19 protein-coding genes are annotated in these 20,777 nt (G+C 73.0%); 16 read left to right on the plus strand and 3 right to left on the minus strand.

Going from position 1 to position 20,777, the window contains the following annotated elements:
• The first annotated feature begins 4 nt into the window (after window positions 1-4).
• From FE374_RS06175 to FE374_RS06205, 7 genes are all read left to right on the plus strand, one after another.
• Entirely contained in the window at window positions 5-952 is a 948-nt protein-coding gene (locus tag FE374_RS06175; RefSeq protein WP_230978483.1) for a phosphatidate cytidylyltransferase, read from the plus strand.
• A 16-nt stretch (window positions 953-968) separates the two neighbouring features.
• Entirely contained in the window at window positions 969-2,174 is a 1,206-nt protein-coding gene (rlmN, locus tag FE374_RS06180; RefSeq protein ID WP_230978484.1) for a 23S rRNA (adenine(2503)-C(2))-methyltransferase RlmN, read from the plus strand.
• Entirely contained in the window at window positions 2,171-2,752 is a 582-nt protein-coding gene (locus FE374_RS06185) for a DivIVA domain-containing protein (protein ID WP_139927711.1), read from the plus strand. The genes rlmN and FE374_RS06185 overlap by 4 nt, the downstream gene beginning before the upstream one ends.
• Before the next feature lie 35 nt (window positions 2,753-2,787).
• Window positions 2,788-4,212: a 1-deoxy-D-xylulose-5-phosphate reductoisomerase gene (locus FE374_RS06190; protein ID WP_139931418.1), complete on the plus strand. Its 1,425-nt coding sequence runs from the start codon at window positions 2,788-2,790 to the stop codon at window positions 4,210-4,212.
• A 174-nt stretch (window positions 4,213-4,386) separates the two neighbouring features.
• On the plus strand, window positions 4,387-5,703 hold the full coding sequence (locus tag FE374_RS06195) for a M50 family metallopeptidase (protein ID WP_139927712.1): 1,317 nt from the start codon (window positions 4,387-4,389) through the stop codon (window positions 5,701-5,703).
• 261 nt (window positions 5,704-5,964) lie between these two features.
• Window positions 5,965-7,116, plus strand: coding sequence for a flavodoxin-dependent (E)-4-hydroxy-3-methylbut-2-enyl-diphosphate synthase (ispG, locus tag FE374_RS06200; protein ID WP_139931419.1), 1,152 nt, complete (start codon window positions 5,965-5,967; stop codon window positions 7,114-7,116).
• A 43-nt stretch (window positions 7,117-7,159) separates the two neighbouring features.
• Window positions 7,160-7,996 (plus strand): GNAT family N-acetyltransferase, encoded by an 837-nt coding sequence (locus FE374_RS06205; RefSeq protein ID WP_230978485.1) that lies wholly within the window; start codon window positions 7,160-7,162, stop codon window positions 7,994-7,996.
• A 209-nt stretch (window positions 7,997-8,205) separates the two neighbouring features.
• On the opposite strand, the gene FE374_RS06210 is transcribed toward FE374_RS06205, so the two are convergent.
• Window positions 8,206-9,093: a DNA-formamidopyrimidine glycosylase family protein gene (locus tag FE374_RS06210; RefSeq protein WP_139927714.1), complete on the minus strand. Its 888-nt coding sequence runs from the start codon at window positions 9,091-9,093 to the stop codon at window positions 8,206-8,208.
• A 200-nt stretch (window positions 9,094-9,293) separates the two neighbouring features.
• Here FE374_RS06210 and FE374_RS06215 point away from each other — a divergent pair, with 200 nt between their 5' ends.
• The gene (locus FE374_RS06215; RefSeq protein WP_230978551.1) at window positions 9,294-11,090 is read left to right on the plus strand and encodes a proline--tRNA ligase; all 1,797 of its coding nucleotides are present in this window, start codon (window positions 9,294-9,296) and stop codon (window positions 11,088-11,090) included.
• Here FE374_RS06215 and FE374_RS06220 read toward each other — a convergent pair.
• Both FE374_RS06220 and FE374_RS06225 read right to left on the minus strand, forming a co-directional pair.
• A complete protein-coding gene (locus tag FE374_RS06220; RefSeq protein ID WP_139927716.1) occupies window positions 11,087-11,278 on the minus strand; it encodes a hypothetical protein in 192 nt (63 codons plus the stop codon). The two genes, FE374_RS06215 and FE374_RS06220, sit on opposite strands and share 4 nt — an antisense overlap.
• Before the next feature lie 175 nt (window positions 11,279-11,453).
• Window positions 11,454-12,494, minus strand: a complete 1,041-nt coding sequence (locus tag FE374_RS06225) for a DUF4439 domain-containing protein (protein WP_139927717.1) — start codon at window positions 12,492-12,494, stop codon at window positions 11,454-11,456.
• Window positions 12,495-12,597: 103 nt separating this feature from the next.
• Here FE374_RS06225 and FE374_RS06230 point away from each other — a divergent pair, with 103 nt between their 5' ends.
• The 8 genes from FE374_RS06230 to FE374_RS06265 all read left to right on the plus strand — a co-directional run bounded on the left by FE374_RS06230 (window position 12,598) and on the right by FE374_RS06265 (window position 20,709).
• Window positions 12,598-13,083: a ribosome maturation factor RimP gene (locus FE374_RS06230; RefSeq protein ID WP_139927718.1), complete on the plus strand. Its 486-nt coding sequence runs from the start codon at window positions 12,598-12,600 to the stop codon at window positions 13,081-13,083.
• 10 nt (window positions 13,084-13,093) lie between these two features.
• The gene (nusA, locus tag FE374_RS06235) at window positions 13,094-14,173 is read left to right on the plus strand and encodes a transcription termination factor NusA (RefSeq protein WP_139927719.1); all 1,080 of its coding nucleotides are present in this window, start codon (window positions 13,094-13,096) and stop codon (window positions 14,171-14,173) included.
• 34 nt (window positions 14,174-14,207) lie between these two features.
• The gene (locus FE374_RS06240) at window positions 14,208-14,573 is read left to right on the plus strand and encodes a YlxR family protein (protein ID WP_230978486.1); all 366 of its coding nucleotides are present in this window, start codon (window positions 14,208-14,210) and stop codon (window positions 14,571-14,573) included.
• Window positions 14,574-14,645: 72 nt separating this feature from the next.
• Window positions 14,646-17,636, plus strand: coding sequence for a translation initiation factor IF-2 (infB, locus tag FE374_RS06245; RefSeq protein WP_139927721.1), 2,991 nt, complete (start codon window positions 14,646-14,648; stop codon window positions 17,634-17,636).
• 119 nt (window positions 17,637-17,755) lie between these two features.
• Window positions 17,756-18,238 carry a 30S ribosome-binding factor RbfA gene (gene rbfA, locus FE374_RS06250; RefSeq protein ID WP_139927722.1) on the plus strand — a complete coding sequence of 161 codons (483 nt, stop codon included), beginning with the start codon at window positions 17,756-17,758 and terminating at the stop codon, window positions 18,236-18,238.
• The gene (gene truB, locus FE374_RS06255; RefSeq protein WP_139927723.1) at window positions 18,235-19,251 is read left to right on the plus strand and encodes a tRNA pseudouridine(55) synthase TruB; all 1,017 of its coding nucleotides are present in this window, start codon (window positions 18,235-18,237) and stop codon (window positions 19,249-19,251) included. Before rbfA ends, truB begins: the two co-directional genes overlap by 4 nt.
• A gap of 39 nt (window positions 19,252-19,290) precedes the next feature.
• Window positions 19,291-19,605, plus strand: a complete 315-nt coding sequence (locus tag FE374_RS06260; RefSeq protein WP_139927724.1) for a hypothetical protein — start codon at window positions 19,291-19,293, stop codon at window positions 19,603-19,605.
• Between the two features lie 108 nt (window positions 19,606-19,713).
• The gene (locus tag FE374_RS06265; protein ID WP_139927725.1) at window positions 19,714-20,709 is read left to right on the plus strand and encodes a bifunctional riboflavin kinase/FAD synthetase; all 996 of its coding nucleotides are present in this window, start codon (window positions 19,714-19,716) and stop codon (window positions 20,707-20,709) included.
• Window positions 20,710-20,777 lie beyond the last annotated feature (68 nt).

A 20,777-nucleotide genomic window follows, 5' to 3' on the forward strand; every position in this document is an offset into this window, starting at 1 on the left:
GCCGGTGAGCGAGGCCCCGCACCACCCCGACCCCCTCTCCGGCGCCCTGCGGCGCATGAGCGAGGCGCGCCGTCGTGCCCGCTCCGCCCTCGTGGCCGCGCCGCCGCCGCGACCCAAGGACCCGCTCCCGCCCACCGGCCGCGCCGGTCGGAACCTGCCGGCCGCGATCGGGGTTGGGGTAGGTCTGCTGGTCGTGGTCGCCGGGAGCCTGTTCGTCCCCTACGCCTTCGTCGCCCTGGTGATCGTCGCCTGCGGCGCGGCCCTGTGGGAGCTCGCGCGCGCCGTCGGCCAGCGCGGGATCCGCATCCCGCTGCTGCCCCTGTGGGTCGGCACCGTCGGCATCCTCGTCTCCGCCGCGACCGCCGGGCCCGAGGCCATGCTGGTCGCCTTCACGCTCACCGGGGGCGGGGTCTTCGTCTGGCGGGTGCTCGACGGCGGGGGCCGGGCGGCCGTGCGGGACGCGGCCGCCGGGGTGTTCGCCGCCGCCTACGTGCCCTACCTCGCCGGTTTTGCGGTCCTGCTGCTGCAGCAGACCTACGGCGTCTGGCTGGTGGCGACGTTCATCGTCGTGACCGTCAGCAACGACATCGGCGGGTACGCCGCCGGGATCTTCTTCGGCAAGCACCCCATGGCCCCCTCGATCAGCCCGAAGAAGTCCTGGGAGGGCTTCGCCGGCTCCCTGATCCTGGCCGCGGCCCTTGGCGCCCTGCTCGTGGGCCTGCTGCCGGTCGGGGCCTGGTGGCACGGCGTCCTGCTCGGGGTGGCGGTCGTCGGTGCCGCGACCACCGGTGACCTCGCGGAGTCGCTGCTCAAGCGGGACCTGGGGCTGAAGGACATGGGCTCGCTGCTGCCCGGCCACGGGGGGATCATGGACCGGTTGGACTCGCTCCTAATCTCCGCCCCGGTGTGCTATGTCATCCTCAGCGCGACCACCGGGCAGCTCGCCGTCTGAGAGGATGGTCGGCGTCATGACGCAGCAGACCCCCGCCCCCGTCCAGGTCAAGCCCTCGCACCAGGTGGAGCCGGGCGGCCGGCCCACACTGACGTTCACCGCCAAGCGCCGCGGTAAGCCGCCGCGTCACCTGGCGGATCTCACCACGGCCGAACGCGTCGAGGTCGCCAAGGAGCTGGGCCTGCCCGGGTTCCGCGCCGACCAGCTCTCCCGCCACTACTTCAGCCACCTCACCCGCGACCCGGCGGACATGACCGACCTGCCCGCCGCCGCCCGCGACGAGCTCACCGCGACGCTCATGCCCGAGCTGGTCACGAAGGTGCGCGACATGGTCGCCGACCAGGGCATGACCGTGAAGTCGCTGTGGCGGCTGTTCGACGGCGCGATGGTCGAGTCGGTGCTCATGCGCTACTCCCACCGCACCACCCTGTGCGTCTCCTCCCAGGCCGGCTGCGGGATGGCGTGCCCGTTCTGCGCCACCGGGCAGCAAGGGCTCACGCGCAACCTCTCCACGGCGGAGATCGTCGAGCAGGTGCGCCTGGCCGCGAAGGCCTCGCGCGACGGCGACCTCGCCGGCGGGCCCACCCACCTGCGCAACGTGGTCTTCATGGGCATGGGGGAGCCGCTCGCGAACTACCGCACCGTGGTCAACGCCGTGCGCCGCATGGTCGACCCCGCGCCCGCGGGCCTGGGTCTGTCCGCCCGGAACATCACCGTCTCCACGGTGGGCCTGGTGCCGGCCATCGACAAGCTCGCGAAGGAGGGCCTGCCGGTCACCCTCGCGGTGTCCCTGCACGCCCCCGACGACGAGCTGCGCGACGAGCTCATCCCCATCAACTCACGGTGGAAGGTGGGTGAGCTGCTCGACGCGGCCCGCCGGTACTTCGAGGCGACGGGCCGCCGGGTGAGCATCGAGTACGCCCTCATCAAGGACATGAACGACCACGCCTGGCGCGCTCAGCTCCTGGCCGACGAGCTGAACAAACGCGGGCGCGGCTGGGTGCACGTGAACCCGATCCCGCTCAACCCCACCCCCGGATCGATCTGGACGTGCTCCGACCGTGACGTCGAGCAGAAGTTCGTCGACACGCTGCGCCTGGCCGGAATCCCGACCACGGTGCGCGACACTCGGGGCAGCGACATCGACGGTGCCTGCGGGCAGCTCGCCGCCGAGGTCCTGGTGGAGAAATCAGTTCCGGCGAAGGAGCAGACGCAGGGATGAGCACGATGTTCCCCCCGGCGGGCAAGGCCCGTACGGGCTACGACCGCCCGCAGGTGGAGGAGTTCTTCGCGCGGGCGCGAGCCGCGTACGAGAACGGCCCCGCGCCGACCGGTGCGCCCGGGACCGCAGGCGGGCAGGGCACCTTCGACGAGAAGGACGTGCGCGGCGCGGCGTTCGACCTCGTCCGGGACGGGTACACCACCGCCGCGGTCGATGCGGCCCTGGACCGGCTCGAGGCCGCCTTCGTGCAGCGCCGGCGCACCACGTACGTCGCCGCGCAGGGTGAGGCGGCGTGGATGGACCACATCGCCGAGCTCGCCACCACCCTCTACCCGCGGCTGCTGCGACCCGCCGGGCAGCGGTTCCGCGCCCCCGAGCGCGGCCGCGGCTACGACCGCGCGGCCGTAGACACCCTGCTCGAGCGGCTCGTTGCCTACTTCGACGACGGCGGTGAGCTCACCGCGGCCGAGGTTCGCTCGACCACGTTCCCCGCCGCGCGGGCCTCCCAGGCCTACCACGAGGGCACCGTCGACGCCTTCCTCGACCGCACCGTCGAGGTGCTCGTGGCGGTCGAGTGAGCGCGACCTCCGACGAGGCCGCAGGCACCGGCACGGTGACCGCCGCCGCCACCTGCACCGACGTCGTCCTGCTCGGCTCCACCGGCTCCATCGGCACCCAGGCGCTGCAGGTCATCGACGCCGCCGCCCCCGGCACGTACCGCGTGCGGGCACTCTCGGCCGGCGGTGGCCACCTCGAGCTGCTGGCCGAGCAGGCGATCACGCACGACGTCGAGGTCGTCGCCGTCGCAGACGCGAGCGCCGGCACCGTCCGGCGACTCCGCGAGCTGCTCGCAGACGAGGTCGCACGCGCTGGTGGCACCGGCCCGGGCCCCGAGGTCCTTGCCGGACCCGACGCCGCCACGCAGGTGGCCGGTCTGCTCGCAGTGCCGGGTCGTGCGGCGGCAGCACAGGGCGCGGCCGGGTCGGCTCGACACGGCGGCGCGCGACCGGCGAGCGCAAAGCCCACGCGCGCCGTCGTCCTCAACGGCATCACCGGCTCGGTGGGTCTGGCCCCCACCCTCGCCGCCCTGCGCTCCGGCGCCACGTTGGCGCTGGCGAACAAGGAGTCGTTGGTGGTGGGCGGGGCGTTGGTGCGAGCGGCGCAGCAGCTGCCCGGTCAGGTGGTCCCCGTCGACTCCGAGCACTCCGCCATCGCGCAGGCCCTGCGGGGCGGGCGGCACGAGAAGGGCATGACCAGCCCCGTCGTCACCGGTCGCAGCGAGGTGCGGCGGATCATCCTCACCGCCTCCGGCGGTCCCTTCCGTGGCCGGTCACGCACCGACCTGGCCGGTGTGACACCTGCGCAGGCTCTCGCGCACCCCACCTGGTCGATGGGCCCGGTGGTGACCATCAACTCCTCGACGCTGATCAACAAGGGCCTCGAGCTCATCGAGGCCCATCTGCTCTTCGACGTGCCGGCCGAGGACATCGTCGTCGTCGTCCACCCGCAGTCGGTGGTGCACTCCATGGTCGAGTTCCACGACGGCTCCACCCTCGCGCAGGCCTCGCCGCCGGACATGCGACTGCCGATCGCGCTCGGTCTCACGTGGCCCGAGCGCGCCGAGCAGGTGGCCACCCCGTGCCGGTGGGACGAGGCAACGGCGTGGACGTTCGAGCCGCTCGACGGCAAGGTCTTCCCGGCCGTCCGCCTGGCCCGCGAGGCGGCCGCGGCGTCCGCGACCCACCCCGCGGTGCTCAACGCCGCGAACGAGCAGTGCGTCGCCGCGTTCCTCGCGGGCCGCCTGCCCTACCTCGCGATCGTCGAGGTGGTCGAGAAGGTGCTGGCCGACCATGACGGCCTGGGCGCGCCCGACCTGGCGGACGTGCTGGGTACGGAGGCGTGGGCGCGGCGGCGAGCCGACGAGCTCATCGCCCGCCGGGGCGACGGCGGTGGCGGGGAAATCAGCGTCGCTGGTGGTCGAGCGTCGAGCGGTGCCTCAGGTGGTCGGGCGTCGAGCGGTGCCGCGAGTCGCCGTTGAGGGCGTGGCGCCGTGCCACATGACGCGGCCCTCGGGACCATGACTGTTCCCAGGTTCGCGAGAGATGATGTGGCGAACGAACAACACTTCCTAGTGCCGTGAACCGACCTCGGGCTCTCGCTACGAGAACCAACCTCATGATCCACTTGCCCTGCTGACGACGGAGAGGGACCCATGGACTTTGCCATCGGCGTGCTCATCCTCGCCCTGGGCCTGGTCGTCTCGATTGCGCTGCACGAGATCGGCCACCTCGTTCCTGCCAAGAAGTTCGGCGTCAAGGTGCCTCAGTACATGGTCGGCTTCGGACCGACATTGTGGTCGCGGACCATCCGCGGCACCGAGTACGGCGTCAAGGCCCTCCCGCTCGGGGGTTACGTGCGGCTGCTGGGCATGTACCCGCCCAGCCGAAACGTCGAAACCGCCCGCGCACGTCGTAACGGCCGACCGACCCTGGTGGAGGAGGCCCGGCAAGCGGCGCTGGAGGAGCTCGGTCCGGGGGAGCAGCACCGCGCGTTCTACCGGCTCACCGTGCCGCGCAAGCTCGTGGTGATGCTCGGTGGGCCAGTCATGAACCTCCTCATCGCCGGTGTGCTTCTGGCGGTGATCGTTGTCGGCATCGGTCTGCCGCAGTTCACGAGCACCCTCGGCGCGGTGCAGGAGTGCGTGCCGGCCAATGCGTCACAGACCGAGTGCACCGACGCCGACCCGTCGTCGCCGGGCGCCGCGGCCGGCCTGCGACCCGGCGACGACATTCTCAGGTGGGGCACCACCGAGGTCAACGCCTGGGACGACATCAGCGGCGCCATCGCCGACGGCGGTACCGGCGCCACCACCGTGGTCGTGGACCGCGACGGGGAGCGACTGACCCTCCAGGTCACCCCACAACTGGCCGAGCGGCCGATTGTGGACGAGGCGGGCGACGCCGTCGTCGACCCCAGTGGCGCACCACGGACCGAGCCGCGCCCCTTCGTCGGCATCGGACCCTCGTTCGACCTCGTGCGTCAACCGGTCACCACCGTGCCCGGACTCGTGTGGGACACGTTCACCGGCACGGTCAAGGTGGTGGCCACCCTCCCGCAGCGGCTGGTCGACGTCGGCCAGGCCGCGTTCGGGGCCGAGGAGCGTCAGCCCGGTGTGGTCGGCCTCGTGGGTGTGGGAAGGTTCGCAGGCGAGATCGCCTCCGTCGACGGCGAGGGCTACGGGCTCGTTGAGCGCAGTGCCGACATGCTGTCCCTGCTCGTCTCTCTCAACATGGCTCTGTTCGTGTTCAACCTCATCCCGCTGCTTCCGCTGGACGGCGGCCACATCGCGGGCGCGCTCTGGGAGGGGCTACGCCGCCGCGTCGCTCGCGTCCGCGAACTGCCCGACCCCGGCCCCGTTGATACCGCGAAGATGTTGCCGCTGACCTATGCCGTGGTGGCCGTCATGCTCGGCATGAGCGCGCTGCTGGCGTACGCGGACATCGTCAACCCCTTGAGCCTCACGGGCTGAGAGGTCCGCTCCGGCCCAGGACCTTGGTGCGTCTTCTTGCGCCTCTGCGGCTGGTCGTTCGCCGCTGTCACCAGCCGACCCAGCTACGACCGTGTGGCGAGTGGTCGGGGCGGGGCACGTACTGCTCGCCGCGCGTCGTCGCACGTGGCGCCCGGTGTGGTGCTCCGGACCGATGGACCCTGTCACAGTCCGCACCCGGCGCTGCAGGCGGCGGAAGGCTGATGCGATACTGACTCGGTGACTGCACCGATCTCCCTGGGTATGCCGAAGGTCAAGGAAACCCCGCCCGTGCTGGCCCCGCGCCGTAAGACGCGGAAGATCCGCGTGGGGTCGGTCGAGGTGGGCGGCGACGCCCCCGTCTCCGTGCAGTCGATGACCACCACGAAGACCCACGACATCAACGCCACGCTGCAGCAGATCGCCGAGCTCACCGCCTCAGGCTGCGACATCGTGCGGGTCGCCTGCCCCACGGACAAGGACGCCGAGGCGCTGCCCATCATCGCCATGAAGTCGAAGATCCCGGTGATCGCGGACATCCACTTCCAGCCCAAGTACGTCTTCGCCGCGATCGAGGCGGGCTGTGGCGCCGTGCGCGTCAACCCCGGCAACATTCGCAAGTTCGACGACCAGGTCAAGGAGATCGCCAGGGCGGCCAAGGATGCCGGCGTCTCTCTCCGTATCGGCGTCAACGCCGGTTCGCTCGACAAGCGCCTGCTGGAGAAGTACGGGCGCGCGACCCCCGAGGCCCTCGTGGAGTCGGCCGTCTGGGAGGCCTCGCTCTTCGAGGAGCACGACTTCCACGACTTCAAGATCTCCGTCAAGCACAACGACCCCGTGGTCATGGTGCGCGCCTACCAGATGCTCTCCGAGCGGGGCGACTGGCCGCTGCACCTGGGCGTCACCGAGGCGGGCCCGGCGTTCCAGGGCACGATCAAGTCCGCCACCGCCTTCGGTGCGCTCCTCTCCCAGGGCATCGGCGACACGATCCGCGTCTCCCTCTCCGCCCCGCCGGTCGAGGAGGTCAAGGTCGGCAACCAGATCCTCGAGTCGCTGAACCTGCGCCCGCGCAAGCTCGAGATCGTCTCCTGCCCCTCCTGCGGGCGTGCCCAGGTCGACGTCTACGCCCTGGCCGACTCGGTCACCGCAGGCCTGGAAGGCATGACCGTGCCGCTGCGGGTGGCCGTCATGGGGTGCGTCGTCAACGGCCCGGGCGAGGCCCGCGAGGCCGACCTTGGCGTGGCCTCCGGCAACGGCAAGGGCCAGATCTTCGTCAAGGGCGAGGTCATCAAGACCGTGCCCGAGGATCAGATCGTCGAGACCCTCATCGCCGAGGCCGAGCGGATCGCCGCCGAGATGGGCGAGGGGACGGGGGAGCCCGCCTCCCCGGGGTCGCCGGTCGTCACCGTCAGCTGAAGGACCGCCCGCCGTGCCGTTGTGGCGCCGGACAGTTCCGGCCGTGCGCTCGCTCGGAGGTGACGAGCGCGAGGCTGCCCTGCAGGTCTGTCTGCGCGACCCCGTCGGCTCCGTGCTCGCCGCCGTGCAGGTCGAGCGGCTCGGTAGCCCCGGGCCGCCCGGCACCGAGGTGCTCGGGATCTACGACGGCGTCCCCGCGCAAGAGCCCGTCGCGCTCTGCTGGGCCGGCGCCAACCTGGTGCCCGTCCAGGTCTTCGGCGACGCGCTGGACGAGCTCGTCGAGCACGTGCGACGACGCGGCCGCCGCTGTTCCTCGATCGTCGGCCCGGCCGACCAGGTGCTGCCGCTGTGGGAGCGGCTCGCACCCGTGTGGTCCATCCCGCGAGAAGTGCGGGCGGATCAGCCCTCGATGGTCATCGACCACGATCCGGCCGTGCGACCAGACCCTTACGTGAGGCTGGCGCAGCCCGAGGAGGTCGCTCTCGTGCTGCCCGCGTCGGTGGCCATGTTCACCGAGGAGGTGGGATACGACCCCACCCTCATGGGCGTCTCCTACGCGGCGCGCGTCGCCGAGCTGGTCGCCACCCACAAGACCTACGTGCGCATCGACGACGGCGACGGCGGACCGCGTGTGGTCTTCAAGGCCGACGTGGGGGCACTCGCCGTCGGCGTCGCTCAGATCCAGGGGGTGTGGGTGCACCCGGAGCTGCGCGGCCGCGGCCTGGCGACCGCCGGGATGGCCGCGGTGGTCGCCGACGTTCGTGCCCGCTTGGCGCCGGTGGTCTCCCTCTACGTCAACAGCTACAACACGCCGGCCCTGGCGACGTACCGCCGGGTGGGGTTCCGCGAGGTCGGGGCATACGCGACTGTGCTGTTCTGACTGTCGGCACGTCCCCCGACCGTGGCGCTGCCACTCGCCGTACTGCGCCGAGGCCTGCCTGTTGCGCCGAGGCCTGCCTGTTGCGCTGAGGCCTGCCTGTTGCGCCGAGACCTGCCCGCGGAACTGCAGGTGTCGGTCGGAAAGCGCAGGTCTCGGCGCGGCGACCCGCCATTGCGTCGTCCTCCGCGTCCTCCGCTGCAGCACCGCAGTCACTTCAGCAGCTTCGACATCCGCCGGTCTGCCAGCGGCTTCCCGCCGGTCTGGCAGGTGGGGCAGTACTGCAGCGCCGAGTCGGCGAACGAGACCTCCCGCACCGTGTCGCCGCACACCGGGCAGGGCAGTCCGGTCCGCCCGTGCACCCGCATGCCGCGCCGCTTGGCGTCCTTCAGCTCCGCCGCCGGCCGACCCGCGGCCTCGGCGACGGCGGCGGTGAGCACCTCGCCGATCGCGGCGTGCAGGCGGGCGGAGGCGTCGTCGTCGAACGTCTTGGTGAGCGCGAACGGGCTCATCCTCGCGGCGTGGAGGATCTCGTCGGAGTAGGCGTTCCCGATCCCGGCGATGACCGACTGGTCGCGCAGCAGCCCCTTGATCTGCTGGTTGCGGGCCGCCAGCAGCCCGCGCAGCCCCTCGAGCGTGAGGTCGGCCGGTTCCACGCCAAGGGTGGCCACCTGCGGCACGTCCTGAGGGTCGGCGACCACGTGCACCGCCAGCCGTTTACGGGTGCCCGCCTCGGTGAGGTCGAAGCCGGCGCCGTCGTCGAGCCGCACGCGCAGCGCGATGGGGGAGCGGCCGGGCTTGACCGTCGTCTTGGGCACCTCGTCGTACCAGCGCAGCCAGCCCGCCTTGGCGAGGTGGAAGACCAGGTGCAGCTCGCCGTCGTCCGCCTCCGGGGCCGCGGCGCCCGCGACGGTGGCGATGTCGAGCCACTTGCCGTGCCGGGTGACGTCCCGGACCACGCGTCTCACGAGCGCCGTGGGCGCAGGGGAGAAGGTCTTCAGGGCGCTGATCGCCCCGACCTCGACGGCCGCCACGGCCCGGCCGGCCGTGTGCTCGCGCAGGAACTGGACGAGCCCCTCGACCTCCGGCATCTCCGGCATGGTGCCCATCCTGGCGCACCGGCCGCGGCGACGCCGCAGTGTCGGACGACCCGGTCCTGCTCGAGGGCCTCGGGACGGGGCCACCACTGGCTGACAACTCAACGCGATGAAGAAGGTGGTCTTTGTGCCGCCTGCCGACGGCCGGACCGTGCCGAGCGCGTGGCCGCCCGCCCACTAGGCTGGCCCGCGTGCTGATGAAGATGTCGTCCCTTTTTGTTCGGACCCTGCGCGAGGACCCCGCCGACGCCGAGGTGGCCAGCCACAAGCTGCTCGTGCGGGCCGGCTACATCCGCCGGGCCGCCCCCGGCATCTACTCCTGGCTGCCGCTGGGCCTGAAGGTCCTCGGCAAGGTCGAGCAGATCGTCCGCGAGGAGATGGACGCCATCGGCGCGCAGGAGGTGCACTTCCCGGCGCTGCTGCCCAAGGAGCCCTACGAAGCCACCGGCCGCTGGGTGGAGTACGGGCCGAACATCTTCCGCCTACAGGACCGCAAGAGCGCGGACTACCTCCTCGCACCCACCCACGAGGAGATGTTCACGCTCCTGGTCAAGGACCTGTACTCCTCGTACAAGGACCTGCCGCTCGCGCTGTACCAGATCCAGACCAAGTACCGCGACGAGGCCCGGCCCCGCGCCGGCCTGATCCGCGGCCGCGAGTTCATCATGAAGGACGCCTACTCCTTCGACGTCGACGACGCCGGCCTGGATCGGTCCTACGACCTCCAGCGCCAGGCCTACCAGCGCATCTTCGCCAGGCTCGGCCTGGAGCACGTCATCGTCAAGGCCATGAGCGGGGCGATGGGCGGCTCGCGCAGCGAGGAGTTCCTCCACCCCACCCCCATCGGCGAGGACACCTTCGTCCGCTCACCCGGCGGCTACACCGCCAACGTCGAGGCGGTCACCACCCCGGTGCCCGACCCGATCCCGTTCGACGGTCTGCCCGCCGCAGAGGTCCTCGACACCCCGGACTCGCAGACGATCGAGACCCTCGTCGACGCGGCCAACCGCCTCCACCCGCGCGAGGACCGGCCCTGGGAGGCCGCCGACACCCTCAAGAACGTCGTGCTCGCCCTGGTCCACCCCGACGGGCTGCGCGAGATCATTGCCGTCGGCCTGCCCGGTGACCGCGAGGTGGATCTCAAGCGCCTCCAGGCCGGCGTCGAGCCCGCCGAGGTCCAGCCCGCCACGGAGGACGACCTCAAGGGCCGCACCGAGCTGGTCAAGGGCTACATCGGCCCGGCCGTCCTCGGCCCGAACGGTGCCCCACGCACCCTCGACGACGCCGGGCGCGTCACCGCCGGGGCGATGCGCTACCTCCTCGACCCGCGCGTGGTCCCGGGCACCGCGTGGGTGACCGGCGCCGACGCCGACGGCAAGCACGTGTTCAACCTCGTCGCCGGCCGGGACTTCACCGCCGACGGCACCATCGAGGCCGCCGAGGTCCGGGCGGGCGACCCCGCGCCCGACGGCTCCGGCCCGCTCGAGCTGGCCCGGGGCATCGAGATCGGCCACATCTTCGCCCTCGGCCGCAAGTACGCCCAGGCCCTGGACCTGAAGGTGCTCGACGCCAACGGCAAGGCCGTGGTCGTGACGATGGGTTCCTACGGCATCGGCATCACCCGCGCCCTCGCCGCGCTCGCGGAGGCCAACAACGACGAACACGGCCTCGTCTGGCCCATGCAGGTGGCGCCCGCCCACGTCCACGTGCTCGCCACCGGCAAGGACCAGCAGGTCTTCGAGGTGGCCGAGCGGCTGTCCCGGGAGCTGGAGGCGGCGGGCGTGGAGGTCCTCTACGACGACCGCCCGAAGGTCTCGGCCGGTGTGAAGTTCGCCGACGCCGAGCTGCTGGGCGTCCCGCTCAGCGTGGTCGTCGGCCGGAGCCTGGCCGACGGCGTGGTGGAGGTGCGTACCCGGGCCACCGGCGAGCGGGAGGAGATCGCGCCGGAGCTCGCCGTCGCGCGTGCGCGGGAGCTGGTGGACGCGGCCCTGGCCGGCTAGCCCCTCGCTGCGCCTCGGTCCGCCAGGATGCGGCGGACCGGCAGTGGACCATCGGGGCGTTCTTGCGCGGCCTGCTGCTCGTGGCGCTCGTCGACGCCCTCTTCATCGGCCTCGGCCTGTGGCTGCTCGGCGTACCGCTCGTGCTGCCGCTGGCGGTGCTCGTCCTCTTCGGCTGGCGGGTTGGTCATGGGCATCCTGGGCGCGTTCCTCGGCGTACCCGTGGCGGCGGTGATCGCCCGCATGGTGGACCACTTGCGAGGGCGGGCACCGGCGGCCGGGCCCGCTGCGATGCGCACACGGCCCGAGGTCGCGGAGGCCGCGGTGCCCGGGCCGGGGGCCGTGGTCGGCCGGGGGCCGGTGGGCTCAGCCGATCCCGGGCAGGGCCGGCAGCCGGCCACCCCAGGCACGGACCTGTTCCGCGGCGTCCTCCGCCGCGGCGACCAGCGCCTCGCGTTCGTGAGGGCCGACGAGGCCGAGGCTGAACGTCCAGTGCCGCACGAGTCGTTCCTCCGCGGCGACGGCGACCGCCTGCTCCGCCGTCAGCGCGGGGTCCGTGGTCGCCGCGCCGTCGCCCGGTACCCCACCGGCCGCGTCCCGGCCGACCTCGCCCACGGACAGGTCGTAGGCACCTTCGCGCGGGTCCGGCGCCCCGGCGGCAAGCGCCGTGTCCACGAGCTCCTGCAGGTAGGCCGCCCGCGCCGTCGCCCGCTCCCGGGCTCCGCCATCGCTGCGGGCCGCCACGGTCTCGAGGGCGAAGCGGGCGGAGTCGAGGACCAGCACGGTGGGCCCGTCGGCGCCCCGCGCCAGCAGCGCCTCGGGCGTCAGGGGTGCGGCGGAGGACGCCGGAGCCTCGGCCCCCGTCGCGGCCGCCAGGTCGGCGGCATCGGCCGAGCGGGAGAGCGAGATGGCTAGCATCGCCGCGGCGACCGCGTCGTCGTCCGCGGTCAGGGCCGCCTCACGGGCGCTGCCGGCGCCCGCGGTGAGCAGGGCGAGCACGTCCGAGGCGGTGGGCTCCGCCGTCGGGGCGGCGGTGGAGACCTCGGGGGTGGCGACGTCCTCCGGCGCCCCCTCCGGCCACGCCACCCACACCCCGCCGAGGGCGTCGGTGTGCGCCTCGGCGTGGGCGCGCACCTCCTGCAGCAGGCCCGCGTCGGCGTCGTCGGCCGTGACCTGCAACACGGTCTGCTCGATCGTCGCCGCCCTCACCGCCTCGTCCTGACGCGCCACCTCGGCGGCGTCGGGGCTGGCCGGCAGGGTCGGTGGGGTGTCCAGCCGGACCGCCCCGCAGCCCGCCAGCAGGGCCGCTGCGGCGGCCGCCGCGAGCACGCGCCGACGGCGCCGCGCACCGCCCCGCACAGCAACCGGGACGTGGTCGGCAGGGGAGGTCAGGGCAGGGGTGCGCATCGTCGTGATCCTCCCACGCCGGGCGCGGCGGTCGGGCGCAGGGTGGGTAGTCTGTGGGACCAGCACGACGCCGCGTGCGTTCGCACAAAAGGAGAGAGTCACGATGAGCCCCGCCCGAGCCACCGACCTGCCAGGCCGCCTCCGGGCCGCCCTCGAGCCGGTCGTCGACGCCGCGGGGCTGTTCCTGGAGGATGCGTCGGCCGCCGCGGCCGGCCGCCGCAAGATCGTGCGCGTGGTCATCGACCTGCCCGACGGCCCCGGCGGGGTGGACTCCGACAAGCTCTCCGACGTCTCCCGCGAGATCTCCCGGGTCCTCGACGACGTCGACCTGCTCGAAGGCGCCTACACGCTCGAGGTCTCCACCCCCGGCGCCGACCGCCCGCTGACCGAGCCACGGCACTACCGCCGCGCCGTCGGCCGACTGGTCGCCGTGCACACCACCGGCGGTGGTCAGGTGACCGGGCGGCTGCAGGAGGCGGACGACGGCGGCATCACGCTCGACGTCGACGGGCGCCGGGAGACCCTCGGGTACCCCGCGATCGACCGCGCGCGGGTCGAGATCGAGCTCAACCGCCCCGAGACAGCCTGAGGAGGACGCCATGGACATCGACATGACCGCACTGCGGCTGATCGAGAGCGAACGCGGCATCAGCTTCGACGTGCTCGTCCGGGCGATCGAGGACGCCCTCCTGCTGGCCTACCACCGCAGCCCCGGCGCGATGGACAAGGCCCGGGTGGAGCTGGACCGGCGCAGCGGGCGGGTCACGGTGCTGGCGACCGAGGTGGACGAGGACGGGAACGACGCCGGCGAGTTCGACGACACCCCATCCGACTTCGGCCGCATCGCGACCGCGACGGCACGGTCCGTCATCGTCCAGCGCCTGCGCGACGCCGAGGACGAGCAGGTGATGGGCAACTACCGGGACAAGGCCGGTGAGCTCATCAGCGGCATCGTCCAGCAGGGCCGCGACCCTCGGGTCGTGCTCGTGGACATCGGCGACCTCGAGGCCGTGCTGCCCGCACACGAGCAGGTCCCCACCGAGAAGTACGTCCACGGAGACCGGCTGCGCGCCTACGTGCTCGACGTCACCCGCGGCCCGAAGGGCCCCTCCGTCACTCTCTCGCGCACCCACCCCAACCTCGTGCGCAAGCTGTTCGCGCTCGAGGTGCCCGAGGTCGCCGACGGCAGCGTGGAGATCATGGCCCTCGCCCGCGAGGCGGGGCACCGCACCAAGATCGCCGTCCGAGCGAACGTGCCGGGCCTCAACGCCAAGGGCGCCTGCATCGGCCCCATGGGCCAGCGGGTGCGTGCCGTGATGACCGAGCTGGCCGGCGAGAAGATCGACATCGTGGACTACTCCGACGACCCCGCCAGGTTTGTCGCCAGCGCGCTCTCGCCCTCACGGGTGAGCAGCGTCGAGGTGGTCGACGCCGACGCCCGCGCCGCCCGCGTCGTCGTGCCCGACTACCAGCTCTCCCTGGCCATCGGCAAGGAGGGGCAGAACGCCCGGCTCGCCGCCCGCCTGACGGGATGGCGCATCGACATCCACGCCGACACCGAGGCCGACGAGGCCGCCGCCGGGGCCGACAGCGAGGCCGACGCGGCCGCCGCGGAGATCCCGGGTGCCGCCGAGTCGACTTCGACACAGGATGAGCGGCCCTCCGGCGCGCAGGGGTAGAGTGTCCCCTGGGCACGCGCCCGGAAATCCCCACATGAGTACAAGCAGCGAGACACCTACGCCCTTCACCGGGCCGGTGCGCACCTGCGTGGGGTGCCGGGAACGGGCCCCGAGGTCGGCCCTGGTCCGCCTCGTCCTCGACACCGCCACCCACGTGGCGACGGTGGACGTAGGGCGCAGCGCTCCAGGGCGGGGCGCCTGGCTCCACCCGAGCCGGGACTGCCTGGACCTCGCCCTCAGGCGCCGGGCAATCCCGCGGGCCCTGCGTGCAGCAGGCCCGGTGGACACCGGCCCGGCGGGTGAGTGGTTCGACCAGAACGCCCGTGCGGCGCAAGATGCGCCCACGGGGAACGAGTCATCGAAGAAGAAAGCGGGTTGGAAGCCGATGGGCACCCGATGAGTACCCAGCGATGAGCTGCCAGCGTTAAACAGCGGTCCTCCCTGTCCCGGGACGGACCGAGACAGGAGAGTTGTGGCAAAGGTCCGCGTCCACGAGCTTGCGAAAGAGCTCGGCGTCGACAGCAAGACGGTGCTCGCGAAGCTTCGCGAGCAAGGGGAGTTCGTGAAGTCGGCGTCGTCGACGATCGAAGCCCCCGTCATCCGTCGGCTGCGCGAGGCATTCCCCGCCAAGGCGGCGGAAGAGCCCGCATCCAAGAGCGGCGCTCCCGCCGCCAAGCCCACGAGCAAGGCCGCCCCCACCCCGGGGCCCGCCAAGCCCGAGACCCCAGCACCGGCCGCCCCGGCCCCAGCCGCTCCGGCCCCGGCCCCGGCCGCTCCCGCGGTCGCGCCCGCGGCTCCGGCAGCAGAGGCCGCACCCGCGGCCCCGGCCGTCCCCGCGGCCCCCGCACCCCAGGCGCCAGCAGCCCAGGCGCCGGCACCGCAGAGCCCGGCCGCGCCGGACGCTGCTGCGCCCAGCCCGGCTGCGCCGACGCCGGCCGCCGCCCAGGCGGCCCCGGAACGCCCCGCGGCGCGCACCGACGCGCCGAAGCCGGGCGGTGCCCGGCCGGCCCCCGAGCAGAGCCGCCCCCAGGCGGCCCGCCCCGGTGCCGCATCCCGACCCGATGAGAAGGCTCCCCGCACGAGCGCGCGTCCGGGCAACAACCCGTTCGCGCCCTCGCAGGGCATGCCGCGGCCCGGTGGCGGCGCTGGCCCGCGTCCCGGCGGTCCGCGTCCGGGTAACAACCCGTTCGCGGCCTCGCAGGGCATGCCCCGGCCGGGTGGCACCGGCGGTCCGCGCCCCGGCGCGCCCCGACCCGGTGGCACCGGTGGCCCGCGTCCCGCGGCAGCGCCCCGTCCGGGCGGTCCCCGCCCGAACCCGGGCATGATGCCCGGTCAGAGCTCGGTGGGACGCCCCGGCGCACCCGCCCGCGCAGGCGGCGGCCGCGGCCGTCCCGGTGCCGGTGGCCCCGGTGGCGGTCGTCCGGGTGCCGGTGGTGGCTTCGCCGGCCGTCCCGGCGGCGGTGCTCCCGGTGGTGGCGGCGGTTTCGCCGGCCGTCCCGGTGGTGGCGGCGGCCGTGGTGGTCGTGGTGGCACGCAGGGCGCCTTCGGGCGCGCCGGTGGCCGCCCGGTGCGCGGACGGAAGTCGAAGCGCGCGAAGCGCCAAGAGTTCGAGCAGCAGTCCGCGCCGTCGATCGGCGGCGTGCAGGTCCCGCGCGGTGACGGCTCCACGATCGTGCGCATCCGCGCCGGCGCCTCGCTGGCGGACTTCGCGGACAAGATCGACGCCAACCCCGCGAGCCTGGTGACGGTGCTCTTCCACCTGGGCGAGATGGCCACGGCCACCCAGTCCCTGGACGAGGACACCTTCTCGACGCTCGGCACGGAGCTGGGCTACGTCATCGAGATCGTGTCTCCCGAGGAGGAGGAGCGCGAGCTCCTCGAGAGCTTCGACATCGACCTCCAGGCCGAGGAGGCCGGGGAGACCGACGAGGACCTCATGCCGCGTCCGCCGGTGGTCACCGTCATGGGTCACGTCGACCACGGCAAGACCAAGCTCCTTGACGCCATCCGGTCCACGGACGTCGTCGCCGAGGAGCACGGCGGCATCACCCAGCACATCGGTGCCTACCAGGTCACGACCGAGCACGAGGACGTCGAGCGCCCGATCACCTTCATCGACACCCCCGGTCACGAGGCCTTCACCGCCATGCGTGCCCGTGGTGCGCAGGTGACGGACATCGCGATCCTCGTGGTCGCCGCGGACGACGGCGTGATGCCCCAGACCGTGGAAGCGCTCAACCACGCCCAGGCGGCCGGTGTGCCGATCGTCGTGGCGGTCAACAAGGTGGACAAGCCGGAGGCCAACCCGGCGAAGATCCGCCAGCAGCTGACCGAGTACAACCTCGTGACCGAGGAGTACGGCGGCGACACCATGTTCGTCGACGTCTCCGCCAAGTCCCGCACGGGCATCGACGACCTCCTCGAGGCCGTCCTGCTCACCGCGGACGCGGCGCTCGACCTGCGGGCGAACCCCGACAAGGACGCGCGCGGCGTGGCCATCGAGGCCAACCTCGACAAGGGCCGCGGCGCCGTCGCGACCGTGCTGGTGCAGACCGGCACGCTGCACGTCGGCGACTCGATCGTGACCGGCACCGCCCACGGGCGCGTACGGGCCATGTTCGACGAGCACGGCAACACCGTGAACGAGGCGGGCCCGGCCCGTCCGGTCCAGGTGCTCGGCCTGCAGTCGGTGCCACGCGCCGGCGACAGCTTCCTCGTCGCGCCCGACGACCGCACCGCCCGGCAGATCGCCGACAAGCGCGAGGCCGCCGAGCGTGCCGCGACGCTGGCCAAGCGCCGCAAGCGGGTCAGCCTGGAGGACTTCACCAAGGCCCTCGAGGAGGGCAAGGTCGAGAACCTCAACCTCATCATCAAGGGTGACGTCTCCGGTGCCGTCGAGGCACTCGAGGACGCCCTGCTCAAGATCGATGTGGGCGAGGAGGTCGCGCTGCGCATCATCCACCGCGGTGTGGGTGCCATCACGCAGAACGACGTCAACCTGGCGACGGTGGACAACGCCGTCATCATCGGCTTCAACGTGCGCCCCGCGGAGCGGGTCGCCGAGCTGGCCGACCGCGAGGGTGTCGACCTGAAGTTCTACTCGGTCATCTACGACGCGATCGACGAGGTGGAGAGCGCGCTCAAGGGCATGCTCAAGCCGGAGTTCGAGGAGGTCCAGCTGGGCACCGCGGAGATCCGTCAGGTGTTCCGCTCCTCCAAGTTCGGCAACATCGCCGGTTCGATCGTCCGGTCGGGTCTCATCCGCCGCAACGCCAGCGCGCGTCTCACGCGCGACGGCGTGGTGGTGGCCGACAAGCTCACCATCGAGTCCCTCCGCCGCGAGAAGGACGATGTCACCGAGGTCCGCGAGGGCTTCGAGTGCGGTATCGGCCTCGGCGCGAAGGACGTCCGGGAGGGCGACATCATCGAGACCTTCGAGATGCGCGAGAAGCCGCGCGCCTGATCGCCCACCGGCCGCCACCGGGTGGAGCCCGGCTCCGCGTCGTCGCCTCGTGCGACGGCGCGGGCCGAGGCCCCGCCCGGGGGCGGCCCTCTTCGTCCCAGCACCCCAGGAGAACGCTCATGGCCGACGCACCCCGCGCCCGCAAGCTCGCCGAACGGATCCAGCAGATCGTCGCGCGCATGCTCGACACCCGCATCAAGGACCCGCGTCTGGGTTTCGTCACCGTCACCGACGTCCGGGTCACCGGTGACCTGCAGAACGCCACGATCTTCTACACCGTCCTCGGCGACGAGCTGGACCGCACCTCCTCAGCCGCCGCGCTCGCGTCCGCCAAGGGCCTCATCCGCTCCGAGGTGGGCAAGCAGACCGGCATCCGCCTGACCCCCACGATCGAGTTCGTGCTCGACGCTGTGCCCGAGACCGCCGCGAGCCTCGAGGAGGCCTTGCGTACCGCCGCCGAACGCGACGCCGAGGTCGCCCAGCTCGCCGCCCAGGCCACCTACGCCGGCGACCCCGACCCGTACCGCCGTCCGGCCGACGAGGACGAGGACGACGGCGCCGGGCCTGCCCCCGCCGAGGACGCCGGCCCCGCGCGCCCGTGACCGAGGCGCGCACCGAGCGGCGCGGCGCGGACATCCCACGCGGCCGCGTCACGGCGGCCGACGGGCTCCTGGTCGTGGACAAGCCGCAGGGCTGGACCAGCCACGACGTCGTCGCCCGCACACGGCGGCTCGCCGCCACCAAGAAGGTCGGCCACGCCGGCACCCTGGACCCGATGGCCACCGGCGTGCTCGTCCTCGGGGTCGGGCGCGCCACCCGGCTGCTCACCTACCTGGTGGGCGCGGACAAGGAGTACACCGCCACCGTCCGCCTCGGCCAGGCCACCGTGACCGACGACGCCGAGGGCGACATCGTCGGCCAGCCCGGCGCCGAGCCGCTGCTGCGGGCCGACGGCACCGCCGAGACGGCCGCGATCGAGACCGCGCTGGCCGGCCTGCGTGGCCCGATCGAGCAGGTGCCCAGCGCCGTTTCGGCCATCAAGGTCGACGGCAAACGCGCGTACGCCCGCGTCCGGCAGGGCGAGGACGTCGCGCTCCCCGCACGGCCGGTGACCATCCACCGCCTCGAGCTGACCGCGCCGCCGCGTGCCGCCGTTGTCGGGGAGACCGCCGTGCTCGACCTGGACGTGGTGGTCGGCTGCTCCTCCGGTACCTACGTGCGTGCCCTGGCCCGCGACCTCGGTGCCGCCCTGGGGACTGGCGGGCACCTGACCGCACTGCGCCGTACCCGGGTCGGTCCCTTCACGCTCGACGGCGCTCGCACCGTGGCGGAGCTGGTCGCCGAGGTCGCCGCCCAGGCGGAGGAGCTGGAGCCGACCGGACTGCGCACGACCACCATGACCGAGGCCGCCACGGCCTGCTTCCCGGTACGCCACCTCGACGCCGACCAGACCGCGGCCGTGCGGGTGGGCAAGTTCCTGCACCCGACGGCGCAGCTCGGCTCGGGCCGGGACGAGGCTGTCACCGCCGCGCTGGCGCCCGACGGGCACGTGGTCGCCCTGCTGGGCGACCGCGCCGGGCAGGCGCGGCCGATCCTCGTGCTCGACCCCGCATAGAGTGTGTGCCAGGTACGCGGACGACGAGGGGAGAAAACCGTGAATAACACTGGGACGACGGCGGCCAACACCACGGCAGCCGAGACTACGGCAGCCGAGACGACGGCAGCCGAGACGACGGTGCGAACGGGCGGGTGCGGCTGCGGCGGGCACCACGGCGCAGGGCACGGCGGCGGGCACCACGCCGGACACCAGCACGGTGGCAGCCACCAGCCCGGTCTGCCGCAGGACCTCGCCGCCGGTCGGCGGAACCTCGGCCTCACCTCGGCCCGGCCTGGTGAGGGCACCGACCCCGAGACGCTGGCCAACCAGGGGCCCCGCCCCGGTGGCGGCTGCGCCTGCGGGCGGCACTGAGGCCCCACCAGCCGAGGCCGGCCTGAGAGGGGCCGCCCGCTGGGACCGGTGGTCGTGACCTCCTCGGGGCACGGCAGCCACAGAGAGAACGAGCCAGGAGGTCTGTGCGTGCAGGTGTGGAGAGGGACCGGGGAGGTCCCGGCTGACCTCGGCACGACCGTTGCCACCCTCGGCATCTTCGACGGCGTGCACCGGGGGCACCAGGTGGTGCTCGGCGCCACGGTCAGCGAGGCGGAGGCCGCCGACCTGGTCTCGGTGGCGATCACCTTCGACCCCCACCCGGCCACGGTGCACAGGCCCGACGAGCAGTTCGAGCTCATCGCCTCCCTGACCGACCGCCTCGAGCGGCTCGCCGCGACCGGTCTGGACGCGGTGCTCGTGCTCGAGTACTCCCTCGACCTCGCGCGCAACACCCCCGAGGAGTTCGTGCGCACCTACCTGGTCGACACCCTGCACGCCGCGATGGTCGTCGTGGGGGAGGACGTGCGGTTCGGCTGGCGCAACTCCGGGGACCAGCACACCATGCACGACCTCGGTCACGAGCTCGGCTTCGGGGTGCGCATCGTCGAGGACATCGCCTGCGAGGCCAACGGGCGACGCTGGTCGTCCACCTGGATCCGTGAGCTGCTCGCGGCCGGCGACGTCGCCGGTGCCACGGACGTGCTGGGCCGGACACACCGGGTGCGCGGCGTCGTCGTGCACGGCGCCAAGCGGGGCCGCGAGCTGGGTTACCCCACCGCGAACCTGCTCGCGGACGACCTCGGGGTGGTCCCCGCCGACGGCGTGTACGCCGGCTGGCTCATCCGCCCCGCGCACGCCCCCGCGGACGGCAGCTCCAAGCGCCTGCCCGCCGCGATCTCGGTCGGGACCAACCCGACGTTCCACGGCGTCGAGCGCACGGTGGAGGCCAATGTGCTGGGCCGCACCGACCTCGACCTCTACGGCGAGGAGGTCGTGGTCGAGCTCGTGGCGAACCTGCGGCCGATGATCGCGTTCGACGGCATCCCCGCGCTGCTCGACCAGATGGCGAAGGACGTCGCACGGAGTGCGGAGATTCTCGGGGTGCCCGCACCACAGCGGCCCGAGACCTCCACCTTCCCGTGAGCCGCACCGCCACCACCCCGTGAGATGTCATCTTTTCCGCGAGATGTCGTCGGGCCTCAAGCGTCACG

The sequence above is a fragment of the Georgenia yuyongxinii genome (assembly GCF_006352065.1).
GTDB classification, from domain to species: Bacteria; Actinomycetota; Actinomycetes; order Actinomycetales; family Actinomycetaceae; genus Georgenia; species Georgenia yuyongxinii.